This window comes from Adlercreutzia sp. (genome assembly GCF_056795635.1).
On sequence record NZ_JBQIIT010000005.1, the window covers coordinates 20,029 to 33,362 of the forward strand.

Annotated in this window: 9 protein-coding genes and 2 tRNA genes; 8 read left to right on the top strand and 3 right to left on the bottom strand. The window is 64.7% G+C overall.

Translation table 11 applies throughout. The annotated features are described in order from the left end of the window. Nucleotides 1-118: 118 nt before the first annotated feature. The 3 genes from cimA (at nucleotide 119) to ACTOXK_RS04285 (ending at nucleotide 3,745) form a co-directional block, all read left to right on the top strand. The gene (gene cimA, locus ACTOXK_RS04275) at nucleotides 119-1,714 is read left to right on the top strand and encodes a citramalate synthase (RefSeq protein WP_482278536.1); all 1,596 of its coding nucleotides are present in this window, start codon (nucleotides 119-121) and stop codon (nucleotides 1,712-1,714) included. Nucleotides 1,715-1,874: 160 nt separating this feature from the next. Further along, nucleotides 1,875-3,215 (top strand): ATP-binding protein, encoded by a 1,341-nt coding sequence (locus tag ACTOXK_RS04280; protein WP_482278537.1) that lies wholly within the window; start codon nucleotides 1,875-1,877, stop codon nucleotides 3,213-3,215. 29 nt (nucleotides 3,216-3,244) lie between these two features. Continuing rightward, nucleotides 3,245-3,745, top strand: a complete 501-nt coding sequence (locus tag ACTOXK_RS04285; RefSeq protein ID WP_482278538.1) for a hypothetical protein — start codon at nucleotides 3,245-3,247, stop codon at nucleotides 3,743-3,745. Nucleotides 3,746-3,866: 121 nt separating this feature from the next. Here the strand turns inward: ACTOXK_RS04285 and ACTOXK_RS04290 are convergent, their stop codons facing one another. Both ACTOXK_RS04290 and ACTOXK_RS04295 read right to left on the bottom strand, forming a co-directional pair. Continuing rightward, the gene (locus ACTOXK_RS04290; protein WP_482278539.1) at nucleotides 3,867-5,093 is read right to left on the bottom strand and encodes a DUF3810 domain-containing protein; all 1,227 of its coding nucleotides are present in this window, start codon (nucleotides 5,091-5,093) and stop codon (nucleotides 3,867-3,869) included. 240 nt (nucleotides 5,094-5,333) lie between these two features. Beyond that, a tRNA-Pro gene (locus ACTOXK_RS04295) sits at nucleotides 5,334-5,410 on the bottom strand. A 350-nt stretch (nucleotides 5,411-5,760) separates the two neighbouring features. Between ACTOXK_RS04295 and arcA the strand changes: the two genes are divergently transcribed. From arcA to ACTOXK_RS04320, 5 genes are all read left to right on the top strand, one after another. Further along, on the top strand, nucleotides 5,761-6,984 hold the full coding sequence (gene arcA, locus ACTOXK_RS04300; RefSeq protein WP_482278540.1) for an arginine deiminase: 1,224 nt from the start codon (nucleotides 5,761-5,763) through the stop codon (nucleotides 6,982-6,984). A gap of 176 nt (nucleotides 6,985-7,160) precedes the next feature. Further along, nucleotides 7,161-8,156 carry an ornithine carbamoyltransferase gene (gene argF / locus ACTOXK_RS04305; protein WP_482278541.1) on the top strand — a complete coding sequence of 332 codons (996 nt, stop codon included), beginning with the start codon at nucleotides 7,161-7,163 and terminating at the stop codon, nucleotides 8,154-8,156. A gap of 105 nt (nucleotides 8,157-8,261) precedes the next feature. Further along, entirely contained in the window at nucleotides 8,262-9,866 is a 1,605-nt protein-coding gene (locus ACTOXK_RS04310) for a YfcC family protein (protein ID WP_482278542.1), read from the top strand. Between the two features lie 210 nt (nucleotides 9,867-10,076). Next, the gene (gene argS / locus ACTOXK_RS04315; protein WP_482277829.1) at nucleotides 10,077-11,804 is read left to right on the top strand and encodes an arginine--tRNA ligase; all 1,728 of its coding nucleotides are present in this window, start codon (nucleotides 10,077-10,079) and stop codon (nucleotides 11,802-11,804) included. Nucleotides 11,805-11,849: 45 nt separating this feature from the next. Continuing rightward, nucleotides 11,850-11,924 (top strand) — tRNA-Ile (locus ACTOXK_RS04320). 215 nt (nucleotides 11,925-12,139) lie between these two features. On the opposite strand, the gene ACTOXK_RS04325 is transcribed toward ACTOXK_RS04320, so the two are convergent. Beyond that, the gene (locus ACTOXK_RS04325; RefSeq protein WP_482277830.1) at nucleotides 12,140-13,264 is read right to left on the bottom strand and encodes a DNA/RNA non-specific endonuclease; all 1,125 of its coding nucleotides are present in this window, start codon (nucleotides 13,262-13,264) and stop codon (nucleotides 12,140-12,142) included. Nucleotides 13,265-13,334: the final 70 nt, after the last annotated feature.

A 13,334-nucleotide genomic window follows, 5' to 3' on the forward strand; every position in this document is an offset into this window, starting at 1 on the left:
AGCGCAGGGGGCTGGCGCGTTCAGGGGAAGGGGTTTCGCTCGCCGTCCACGGCTCTCGGGTTTTCGCCGCTCTCTCCCAGGGATTATAATGGCGGGCGACCGAGAAGGGGAGGCACCTATGACCGCGACGCGCATCTACACCTACGACTGCACCCTGCGCGATGGGGAGCAGTGCGAGGGCATTGCGCTGTCCCTGGCGGACAAGCTCGCCATCGTGCGCCGGCTCGATGAGTTCGGCGTCGACTACATCGAGGGCGGCTTTCCGGCGTCGAATCCCAAGGACGTGGCGTTCTTCCGCGAGGTGGCCGCTATGGAGCTGCGCCACGCCCAGATCGCGGCGTTCGGCTCCACGTGCAAGAAGGGCGTGGCCGCATCCGACGACGCGGGCCTGGCCGATCTTCTGGCGTGCGGCGCGCCGGTGGTCACCATTGTGGGCAAGACCTGGGATGCCCAGGTGGAGCGGGCCCTGCAGACCACCCTCGAGGAGAACCTGCGCATGATCGCCGACTCGGTGGCATACCTGAAGGCGGCCGGCCGGCGCGTGGTGTTCGATGCCGAGCACTACTTCGACGGCTACCGGGCCAACGCCGATTACGCGTTGGCCTGCGTAGGGGCCGCCGTGGAAGCGGGGGCCGACTCGGTGGACCTCTGCGAGACCAACGGCGGCGCGCTGCCCTTCGAGGTGGAGGCCGTTGTAGCCGCCACGGCGGCCGCCTTCCCGAACGCCGCCTTCGGCATCCACTGCCATAACGATTCCGGCTGCGCTGTGGCCAACACCCTGGCCGCCGTGCGCTCCGGCGCCACCCAGGTTCAGGGCACAGTGAACGGCATCGGGGAACGGGTGGGCAACACCGACCTGCTCACGGTCATTGCCGATCTGGAGCTGAAGATGGGCGCCACCTGCGTGGGGGAGCACAGCCTCGCGCAGCTCACGGCCGTGGCCCAGTACGTGGCGGAGCTCTGCAACGTGTCGAAGCCGGCCCACCACCCCTACACCGGCACGAGCGCCTTCGCCCACAAGGGCGGCTTGCACGCGAGCGCCATCGCGCGGTTCCCCGAGGCCTACGAGCACGTGAGCCCGGCGGCCGTGGGCAACGCGAGCCGCACGGTGGTGAGCGAGCTGGCGGGCAAGGCGTCGCTGCTGTCGAAGGCGGCCGCCCTCGGGTTCAATCCAGAGGAGGCCGGCGTGAGCACCCAGGACGTGCTCGACGACATCAAGGCCCGAGAGGCGGCCGGCTTCACCTACGAGGTGGCCGACGGCTCGCTGGGACTTCTGCTCATGCGCCATCTGGGGCTGTATGCGCCGGCGTTCACGTTGGAGAGCTTCCGCGTTATCGTGGACGACCGGGAAGATACCGGGGCTCTCGCCAAAGACGCCCTGTCCGAGGCCACGGTGAAGATCCACGTGGGCAACGAGCGCTTCGTGGCCACGGGCGAGAGCACCGGCCCGGTGGGAGCGCTCGATGCGGCTCTGCGCCTGGCCATCACGCCCTCGTACCCGCAGGTGGCGGCCATGGAGCTCGTCGACTACAAGGTGCGTCTGCTCGACGAGAGCCAGGGCACCGACGCCATCACCCGCGTGACCATCACCGCTACCGACGGCGTGGACACCTGGGGTACCGTGGGCGTGTCCGAGAACGTCATCGAGGCCTCCTGGAACGCCCTCGTAGATTCCCTCGAGTACGGCCTCTTCCGCGCCCGCGCCCGTTCCTAGGGCGGCTTGCAGCGGGAAAAGCTGCATTCTTCTCTTGCGAACATCCTGAAAAGTTGCAATAATTCCCTGGAAGCATTCTGAAAAGATGCAAAATTGCTTCAACTATAGGTCTGAAAAGTTGCAAATGTTGGATGTACCACGGATTTCAAAGGGGCGGCTCGTGCTGAAGAGAAAGATGCTTGGCTATCTGCGGCAGTGGCGCAGGGAGAAGCGCAACGAGTGCCTCTTGCTGAAGGGGGCGCGGCAAGTAGGGAAGTCCTTCATTGTCGGGGAGTTCGGCCGAAGCGACTACCGAAGTTACATTCCGATCGACTTTATAGAGCAGCCCCAACTGAGGGCTGTGTTCCAGGGGACGGCGGAACCGGCCGAGATATACCAGCAGCTGTCGCTCGTGCTGCCCGGGGTGGAGTTCATCGACGGGGAGACGCTTATCTTTCTCGATGAGATACAGGAGTGTCCCGAGGCCCGAACGGCGCTCAAGTACCTCGCGATCGATGGTCGGTTCGATGTCATAGCCTCGGGATCCCTGCTCGGCATCCAATTCCGCGAGGGCGAGGACCAGCCTTCGATTCCCGTCGGCTATGAGCGTGAGGTCGAAATGCGCCCGCTCGATTTCGAGGAGTTTCTCTGGGCGCGGGGCTACGACGAATCGGCAACGGCGGCCCTCGGGCGCTATGCGGTTGATTTGCAGCCAGTGCCCCAGCTGGTCCACGAGAAGATGATGCGCTATTTGAGAGAGTACCTGGCCATAGGGGGCATGCCCGCGGTTGTACAGCGGTTCATCGATACGGAAAACTACGGGAAAGTGCATGCCGAGCAGACGAAGCTTCTGGCCTCCTATCTGGATGACATAGCGAAGTATGCAAGCGCCACCGAGCGCGTTAAAGCACGAGCCTGCTACCTCTCCCTTCCCCGCCAGCTTGCCAAGGAGAATACGAAGTTTCAATACGCTGTTGTTGAGAAGCGCAGCTCAAGCCGCAAGTTCGAAGGCTCTATCGACTGGCTCGTGGGAGCTCGAATGGTGCTCAAGTGCCCCATGGTAAGCATGCCATCGTTCCCGCTGGCTGCTTACGAGGTTGACGACCGATTTCGGATCTATGCCAACGACACCGGCCTGCTCATGGCGATGTACGGGTTCGAGATGATGGCCGCGGTTGTGAACGATGAGCTTGTCGGGCCGATGAAGGGAGGGCTGTACGAGAACCTCGTCGGAGGCACACTTGTGAAGAACGGGGTGCCGCTGCGCTATTGGATGTCGAGGAGCGGCGATCGGGAGATCGAGTTTCTCGTCGACGGAAGTGCGTCCGTCATTCCCGTCGAGGTCAAGGCATCGAGGGGCGCCACTATCTCGCTCAACGAGTTTCTCGAGCGCGACGACGTCAAGGTGGGGTACAAGCTGATCGATGGCAACGTGGGAAAGGTCGGCAAGAAGGTGACGCTGCCCCTGTACTTGGCGATGTTCCTCTTCCGCACCCAAGTGCGTGGAGGAGGGGGAAGATAGGGAAGCGATTTTCGAAAACGGGAGGTGCCATGTTTCTTCATCGCGAAACAGGAGCATGCAACATTTCGCTGCATGATTGCAGGGCGACCCGCATTCGCCTCTCTGATAACGAGATAACCTTCGTGTTCCCTGATGGGTTTTGGGTGTGGGGCGATCACGATGGGATCCACCTGGACGATAAGGTTCGGACAGACGCGTCTGAAGTGACCATTGCATTGTATGGGAACGGCGCGGAGGACTTGTTTCCCTACGTATTCACTCCTGTCGGCGAAGACAAGGCCCTTCGTGTTCTTTACGATGCGAAGAGATTTGTGCGGGAGATCAACGAGGGGAACTGGCAGCTAGAATTTTTGTACCGATACGACGGTGGTCCTTATCTCAGGTTCGATTGCCTCATCTGGTTCGGAGAACCCTACACTCGTGGGGCCTATCATAAAGAATGCGATCTCCGCTTTGAAGTTCCCTGGGTTTCCGAATCGGAGCTGATTACGTACTCGTGGAATCAGTATCGCGAAGACGCACGATGGTAGGGGATCCGTGCTGTGATTCTCTCTTCTTCGATGGTGATGCGACTTGCTAAAGTCGCTAGAGTCGCTAAAGTCGCTAAAAGTGCTAAAAACGCTAAATTCGCTAAAGTAGAAAGTTTACCGGCTAGGCGGCCGGGGCCGTGTCCTGCTCTTGCCGGGCTTCGGCCAGAAGCAGGTCGACCATGCGGCCGTAGCTTCTGGTGCCGTCTTCCTGCTTGTTGGCCTTGAGGTAGGCGTTGTTGGCGGCGTTCGAGGCCTCGGCTACGGGGCCCTCGAACTGTTTCAGGTACTCGGCCCGGGCCTGGCGGTCGGCCCGCACCTCTTCCGACAGCCCATCGTTCACGGCCACGGCCGCGTCGCGGTCGGCGCGGATGAGGGCCGACAGCGCGTAGTCGTAGGCGAGCGAGTAGCCGCTGTAGCGGGTGAGGGGGTCGGCGGCGTCCTTGCAGGCCAGATACCCGATGAAGTTCGCCTCGTCCTCCCGCATGAAGCCGCTCTGGTGGGCCAGTTCGTGGCCCATGGTGGCGGGGATGGTGAAGAAGGGGCCGTCTCCGTTGATGTTCGATTCCACGGTGAAGGGGAAGTACATGCCGGCGATGTCGGCATAGCTCATGAGCTCCGAGAACAACACCGGCTTGGGAAGGGAGTACAGCGGCCGGGAAAGCGCCGGATAGGTCTCGGCCAGGGCCGCCATGTTGTCCACGGCCTCGCGGGCGTAGGTCTCGAAGCCGCCGCGGGCCGCGGCGTAGTCGTCGGGGACGGTGGCCATCGCGGCGTCGGCTTGGGCGCTCCCGCTTGCGTCGTTCGCGGGATCCGGGGGCTGCGTCGTGGCGTCCGCTGCGGCCTCCCCGCTCTCGGCTGCCTCGGTCACTGCGGCCCGGGCGTCGTTCATCTCATCGGCCAGGTGCTCGCAGAGGGCCGCGAGCTCGGCCGTGCTCGACGGGGCCAAGTCGAACCCGGCGTTCTCGGCGAAGGTGAGCCGGTAGTAGTTGAGCCCGCACATCAGCGCGAAGATACAGTAGCCCACCGACAGCACCGCCAACATCGTGGACACCGCCCGCCACAGCACGAACCGCCGCGCGCCCGCATTCCGCACCAGGGCAACGACATAGAAGACGAGCCATCCGATGCAGAAGGCGAGAAACGCCACTACGACCCACTGCGCCACCGACCAGGGCACAAGCGAGGGCAAAAAGCCCCAGGCCGAGGACAGCCATGGGTACACGCCCCGCGAAAACCACGCTTCGGTGAGCCCCGGATTCGCGCTCGCCACCCACGTCAGCAGCAGCGCCGCCGCCCCCGGCAGCAAAAGCCACAGCCGCTTCAGCCGGTATGTCTGCGTCTTTTCCATGGCTGCATTATGCCGAAATTGGGCAAGCAGAACTAAAGAAGATACATATAGTAAACATTTTGTAGAACAGGTTCGCCCAAGGAAGTCGGCGAGGATCCGGCAGGTGCCTGGAATTGTGCTGAACCGCAGCCGAGCGGCCTTCGGGCCGTGAGGGAAAGTGGTGAAGTGCAAGGCCAGGTGCATGTCGGAACCGCAGCATCGGCCTCGTTCGTCGTTGCGTCAGCAACGGCGAAACAAAAATGGTCGGGATGACAGGATTCGAACCTGCGACATCCTGCTCCCAAAGCAGGCGCGCTACCAGACTGCGCCACATCCCGACGCTCGCGAACCGCAGCGAGCGGTTTCGCTTGCGGCGCCGATGATTATAGCATTGCCGCGGGTCTGCGCGGGGAGGTTTCTTCGGGCGGCGTTGCTGCATGGATGAACCACTGGGCAGGAATACAGACCTTTCGCCTCAACATTAGTTGACAGTCTGGTGTCGGCTTGCTTGCGCTCTGGCAAACAAACGGCGGTCGGGGAGGGCCCATCCGCAAAATGTGGGAAGGTAGACCCCGTCACAACACAACTGACCTACAGAAACGGCCCGGGACAGCGCTTCCGGGGCGCGCGGGATCTTGTGTGGCTGGCACGTTTTCTATCGGTCCGTTTCCAAGATAGGAGAGCTTCTATGCAAGGAGTAAACGTCAAGAGCGAGATCGGCAACCTCAAGAAGGTCATCTTGCACCGCCCCGGCGACGAGCTGCTCAATCTCACCCCGAACACGCTGGAAGAGCTGCTGTTCGACGACATCCCGTTTCTGCCCGTGGCCCAGGAGGAGCATGACGCCTTCGCGAAGATTCTGCGCGAGGAGGGCGTGGAAGTGGTCTACCTCGAGGATCTCATGGCCGAGGTGCTCGACACCAAGCCCGAGCTGCGCCGCCAGTTCCTCGACCAGTGGATCTACGAGGCCGGCATCCGCACCGAGATGTACCACGACATCATCACCGACTACATCGAGAGCAACTACGCCGACACCAAGGCCATGGTCATGAAGACCATGGCGGGCATCAACCTCCAGGAGCTGCCGCAGAGGGATACGCACCTCTTGGTGGACATGGTGTCCGACCGCTGCAAGCTCGTGTGCGCCCCCATGCCGAACCTGTACTTCACCCGCGACCCGTTCGCGATGATCGGCAACGGCGTGTCCATCAACCGCATGTACAGCCAGACCCGCAACCGCGAGACCATCTACGGCGACTATATCTTCAAGAACCACCCCGATTTCGCGGGCACTCCCGAGTACTACAGCCGCAACGACACCTTCCACATCGAGGGCGGCGACATCCTGAACATCAACGAGCACGTGCTGGCCATCGGCATCTCCCAGCGCACCGAGCCCGATGCCATCGACCACATCGCCCATAACATCTTCAACGACGAGACGAGCCCCATCGACACCATCCTCGCCTTCAACATCCCGGTGTCCCGCGCCTTCATGCACCTGGACACCGTGTTCACCCAGATCGATCGCGACAAGTTCACCATCCACCCCGGCATCATGGGCCCGCTGACCGTCTTCGAGATCACCCCCGACGGCAACGGCGGCACCAAGATCCGCGAGCGCAACGAGGATTTGGAGAGCGTGCTGTCGGAGTACGTGGGCGAGAAGGTCACCCTCATCCCCTGCGGCGGCGGCGACCGCATCGCGGCCGAGCGCGAGCAGTGGAACGACGGCTCCAACACCCTGTGCGTCCGCCCCGGCACCGTGGTGGTGTACCAGCGCAACAACGTCACCAACGACGTGCTGTACAAGAACGGCATCAACTGCCTGGTCATGCCGTCGGCCGAGCTGTCCCGCGGCCGCGGCGGCCCGCGCTGCATGTCCATGCCGGCCTGGCGCGAGGCCCTGTAGGCCCCACGCAACCCGCGCAACCGCGCATCCCGCGTCGGCGCTCGGCGTCGGCGCACCCGCGCACCCCGCGTCGGCGCTCGGCGTCGCACGCGCCCCGCGGCGTAACCGCCGCACCCGCTGAACTGTGAACCGGGCGGCTGCCCTCAGCGGCCGCCCTCCCTTGAAAGGAACCTCTTATGCCTGTGAATCTTTCCGGCAAGCCCTACCTGCGTCTCCTGGACTTCTCCACCGAGCAGATCGACTACCTGCTGAAGCTCTCCAAGAACTTCAAGGACCTCAAGCGCACCGGCACCCCGCACCGCTACCTGGAGGGCAAGAACATCGTTCTCCTGTTCCAGAAGACCTCCACCCGTACCCGCTGCGCCTTCGAGGTGGGCGCCATGGACCTCGGCATGGGCGTGACCTACCTGGATCCCGGCTCCTCCCAGATGGGCAAGAAGGAGTCCATCGAGGACACTGCCCGCGTGCTCGGCCGCTTCTACGACGGCATCGAGTTCCGCGGCTTCGCCCAGACCGATGTGGAAGAGCTCGCCGCCAAGGCCGGCGTGCCGGTGTGGAACGGCCTCACTGACATGTGGCACCCCACCCAGATGCTCGCCGACGCCCTCACCGTGCAGGAGAACTTCAACTACGACATCAAGGGCCTGAAGTTCGTCTTCTTCGGCGACCTGAAGAACAACATGGGCCGCTCGCTCATGGTGATGTGCGCCAAGTTGGGCATGAACTTCGTCGGCTGCGGCCCGAAGGACTGCTGGATGGACGACGACCTCATCAAGACCTGCGAGGGCATCGCCGCCGAGAACGGCTGCACCGTGAAGTGCACCGAGGACGTGAAGGAAGCGGCCACCGACGCTGATGTCATCTACACCGACGTGTGGGTGTCCATGGGCGAGCCCGACGAGGTGTGGGCCCAGCGCATCGAGCAGCTCCAGCCCTACCGCGTGACCACCCAGATCATGGCCATGGCCAAGCCGACCGCCATCTTCCTGCACTGCCTGCCGGCCTTCCACGACACCAACACCACCACCGGCGAGGACATCGCCAAGCGCTTCGGCGTGACCGAGATGGAAGTGGAGGACGCGGTGTTCGAGTCGAAGCAGTCCAAGGTCTTCGACGAGGCCGAGAACCGCATGCACACCATCAAGGCCGTCATGTACGCCACCCTGCAGTAGCAGCGCCGGCGATACATCGCGATACCTCGGGGCCGTGCGGGATCGGGAGGGATGCCGCACGGCCCTCGGGCTTTCTACCCGTTTTTCGATTAAGGAGGGATAACCATGGCAACGGCTGAGAAAGGCAAGAAGAAGAGGGCGCCGCTGTCCTCGTTCACGATTCTGCTCATTATCTTGGTGGTGCTGGCTGTTATCACTGTCATCATGGCCGCCAGCGGCGTGGAGGGCGTCCAGGGGGCGACCCTGTCCCAGGTGCTCACCGCGCCCGTGTTCGGCTTCCAGGACGCCATCGGCGTGTGCCTGTTCGTCATGATCCTCGGCGGCTTCCTCGGCATCATCACCGAGACCGGCGCCCTCGACGCCGGCATCGCCGCGCTCGTGCACAAGCTCAAGGGCAACGAGCTCGTGCTCATCCCCATTCTGATGTTCATCTTCTCCATCGGCGGCACCACCTACGGCATGTGCGAGGAGACGGTGCCCTTCTACCTGCTGCTCGCCGCCACCATGGTGGCCGCGGGCTTCGACAGCCTCACCGGCGCGGCGGTCGTCCTTCTGGGCGCCGGCTGCGGCGTGCTCGGCTCCACGGTGAACCCCTTCGCCGTGGGCGTGGCCGTCGACGCGCTCTCCGGCATCGGCATCGCCGTGAACCAGGGCATCATCATCGTGCTCGGCCTCATCCTCTGGCTCGTCACCCTGGCCATCTCCATCGTCTTCGTCATGCGCTACGCCAAGAAGGTGAAGGAGGACAAGGGCTCCACCTTCCTGTCGCTCCAGGAGCAGCAGGCCATGATGGACGAGTGGGGCATGAAGGAGTCCGACGCCGAGGGCACTGACGGCGACGCGCTGGCGAACCCGAAGATGACCGGTCGCCAGAAGGCCTCCCTCGTGGTGTTCGCGCTGACCTTCGTCATCATGATCGTGTCCTTCATTCCCTGGGCCGACCTCGGCGTCACCATCTTCGACGCCGGCGCCACCACCGAGGAAGTGACCACCACGATGACCGGCGAGGAGATCACCGCGTTCATCGACGACGCCAACGACGGCGCCACCACGACCACCATCACCGAGCCCGTGGAGGCCACCTCCGTCTCCGAGGAGGAGGTCACCCCGGCCTGGTCGAGCTTCCTGACGGGCGTGCCGCTCGGCAGCTGGTACTTCGACGAGGCCTCCACCTGGTTCCTGCTCATGGCGCTGGTCATCGGCGTCATCGGCGGCGTGTCCGAGAGCCGCTTCGTGAAGGCCTTCATCAACGGCGCCGCCGACATGATGTCGGTCGTGCTCATCATCGCGCTGGCCCGCTCCATCACCGTGCTCATGGCCAAGACCGGCCTGGACATGTGGATCCTCAACAACGCGGCCGCGGCGCTCACGGGCATGTCGGCGGTGGTGTTCGCGCCCCTGTCGTTCCTGCTCTACATCGTGCTGTCCTTCCTCATCCCGTCCTCGTCGGGCATGGCCACGGTGTCCATCCCCATCCTCGGCGGCCTGGCCCACCAGCTCAACTTCTCCGTCGAGGCCATGGTCATGATCTACTCCGCCGGCAACGGCCTCGTGAACCTGTTCACCCCCACCTCCGGCGCCATCATGGGCGGCCTGGCCCTGGCCAAGGTGGAGTACTCCACGTGGCTCAAGTTCGGCGCGAAGCTGTTCATCGTCTTGGGCGTGGTCTGCATGGTGCTGCTCACCGCTGCCATGGTGATCCTGTCCTAGCGCCCCTCCCGGCGCACGGGACGCAGCGTGCAAAGGTCCTGTCGGCCTTCGGGCCCCAGGGCCGCTAGCGGAAGTACCCGGGCATCGCGCTCGGGTACTTCTGTGTTTTCCGCCGTTTCCGTGATACTATGGCAGCTTATAGGCGCAAACGGGTACGGCACAGCCCGGATGCGTGGAAAAGCTGGCTACACCGAAAAGGAAGTTGGATCAATGGAAATTCGCGAATCTCTCGAAGCGATCATCGACGCCGCCATCGAGGCGGCCCGTGCCGACGGCTCCCTGGAGCTGACGGAAGCCCCCGAAGCTGCCCTGGAGCGACCCCGCGACGAGGCCAACGGCGACTGGGCGAGCACCGTCGCCCTGCGCTGCGCCAAGCTCGCCCACAAGAACCCCCGCGAGGTCGCGCAGATCATCGTGGACCATATTCCCGCCAATGACATGATCGCCGCCGTGGAGATCGCGGGCCCCGGCTTCATCAACATCCGCCTGTCCGATGCCGTGCTCCAGGGCGTCGTGCGCGAGGTGCGCGACGAGGCCGAGGACTTCGGCCGCGGCACCATCCCCGAGGGCGAGCGCTACGTGAACTTGGAATACGTGTCGGCCAACCCCACCGGCCCCTTCCACGTGGGCCACGGCCGCTGGGCCTCGCTCGGCGACGCCATGGCCCGGGTCATGCGCCATGGCGGCTACGACGTGTACGAGGAGTACTACATCAACGACCACGGCAACCAGATGGACGTGTTCGGCAACTCCGTGAGCGTGCGCTACCAGCAGCTGCTCGGCCGCGACGTGGAGATGCCCGAGGCCTGCTACGGCGGCGCCTACGTGAAGGATATTGCCCAGGAGATCATCGACCGCGACGGCGACAAGTGGCTGAACGTCTCCGACGAGGAGCGCCTGGAGGCCTTCCGCGAGATGGCCTACGAGCAGACCCTGGCCAACCAGAAGGCCGTGCTGGCCGGCTTCGGCACCACCTTCGACAAGTGGTTCTCCGAGCGCTCCCTGTACGTGGAGGACGAGAACGGCGAGAGCCCCGTGTCCCGCTCCCTGGCCGCCATGCGCGAGAAGGGCTACCTCTACGAGAAGGACGGGGCCCTGTGGTTCCGCTCTACTGACTTGGGCGACGACAAGGATCGCGTGCTCATCAAGGGCGACGGCGAGGCCACCTACTTCATGAGCGACGTGGCCTACCACTACGATAAGATGATGCGCGGCTTCGACCACCTCATCGACCTGTGGGGCGCCGACCACCACGGCTACATCAAGCGCTGCGAGTGCATGCTGGAGGCCTGGGGCTGGCCCGGGGCGCTGGAGGTGCAGCTCGGCCAGCTGGTGAATCTGTTCCGCGACGGCAAGGCTGTGCGCATGTCCAAGCGCACTGGCGAGATGGTCACCTTCGAGGAGCTCATCGACGAGGTGGGCGTGGACGCCACCCGCTACCTCATGCTGTCCCGCTCGGCCGACCAGCCCATCGACTTCGACATCGAGGTGGCCAAGAAGAAGGACGCCTCCAACCCGGTGTACTACGTGCAGTACGCCCACGCCCGCATCTGCTCCATCCTGCGCAAGGCGGCCGACGAGGCCGACGTGGCCGCCCTGGAGGCCGGTACTATGACCATGGCCGAGCTGGCCGCGAAGGTGGCCCCCGAGGGCTGCGACCTCTCGTCGCTCACCCATCCCTCCGAGCTGGCCCTCATGCGCAAGATGGCCGACTTCGGCAACCTCATCGCCCTGGCTGCCCGCGATCGCGCGCCGTTCCGCCTGACCCACTACGCCCAGGACCTGGCGGCCCTGTTCCACCAGTTCTACACCAACTGCCACGTGCTCACCGAGGACGCGGCCGTGCAGACCGCGCGCTTGGCCCTGTGCGATGCCACTCGCATCGTGCTGGCCCTCACCCTCACGCTGCTGGGCGTTTCCGCTCCGCAGAAGATGTAGGTTTGGCGAGCGCGCGTCACTTGCGCTAGAATAGCCAGCGTCCACGGGCCTGTAGCTCAACGGTGGAGCAGGGGACTCATAATCCCTTGGTTCTCGGTTCGAATCCGGGCGGGCCTACCACGACATGAGAAGGCCCCCGTCAGCGATGGCGGGGGCCTTTTGGCGTTCGGGGGCGGGGAAGGGGAGCGATGGCGCCGGTGGTGCCGGGCGCTGGCGACGGGGGCAGATGCCGGGCGATAGCGGCCCGGGGCCCTGGTGCCGCCGGCGGTGTTGGGCTCGGCGGCCGGGCGTGCGCCAGCGACGCCGTGCTCATCGGCCGGCCCCGCGCCGTGCCCCTAGGGGTTGCAGCGCTTGCAGGGGTCGAAGCCGCGGGCGATGATGTTCTCGCGGGTGTCTTCCACGTCCTGGCGGTTCTTGGCGCTCATCTGATCTACCGAGGAGCAGCTGGGCACGTGGAACTTCTTGGAGTTGGTGTTCAGCACGTACTCGGTCGTGCCCTTGTCGGTGCCCGCGCCGCTGTCGGAGAGGGCCGTGCCGCCATCGGCAGAGCCCTGAGGACCGGCACCGTCGCCCGAGGAGGCCTCGGCCCCGTCGCCGGATACGGCGGGCAGGGGCGTGGCGTCCTCGGCGGCCATGTTCTCGCCGGTGCGGTAGTCGATGACCACGCCGGGCTGCACGTTGTAGACGAACACGTTGAAGGCCACGCCGTCGCCGCCGTCCTCCACCGACTCGGCCATCATGTGCACTCCGCGGGCCACCAGATCGTCGCCGTCGAAGACCGGGGTCACGCGCATGAGCACGTGGTTGCCCGTGGCGTGGATGTAGTCGGCCACGGCGTTCTCGAAGGGCAGCATGCCGTCCACGTTCATGTACCGGGTGCCGGTGATGAGGTTGCACACGTTGGCGTTCTCGCCGGTCAGCTGGAAGCCGAGGAGATGGCAGCGGTTGTAGAGGTACTTCCCGTCCACGAAGTCGTACTTGCCCATCTTCCAGCCCGTGGGCCTCACCTCGCCGATGGAGCCCCGCTCCTCAGTGGGCATGGTCTCGACGCCCACCACGGCGAAGGTGGTGGTGCAGCGCCCGAGTGCGTCCAGCTCGCCGTAGAACTCGGTGCCCGCGGCCGCCGCGCGCTCCTCGCCGGTGAAGGTGGGCTCCCCGTCGTTCACATAGACGTAGGGGCTGCCGTCGTAAGCGGGCAGGTCGTGGTAGGCCGGGGTGTCCGGGGCGCCGGCGGCCTCGGGGGCAGCATCGGGCTCGGCGGTCGTCTCGGGCAGGGATGCTTCGGCCGCCTCGTCCGGCTCCGATTCCGGTGTCGCCGCAGCCGGCGTGTCGGGGGCGGCGGGGGCAGCCGGGGTCTCGCTCTCGTCGGCGCTGCCGCAACCGGGAAGGGCGCAGGCCAGGGCCAGCAGGGCGGCGGCCAGCAGCAGTCCCAGGCGGCGGGGGAGTAGGCGGTGGTCCATGGTTTCTCCTTTCCTCCTAAGCCTACCACGGCCCGCGGGCCCCCGTAGCGCAGAACCTGCGATAAAATGG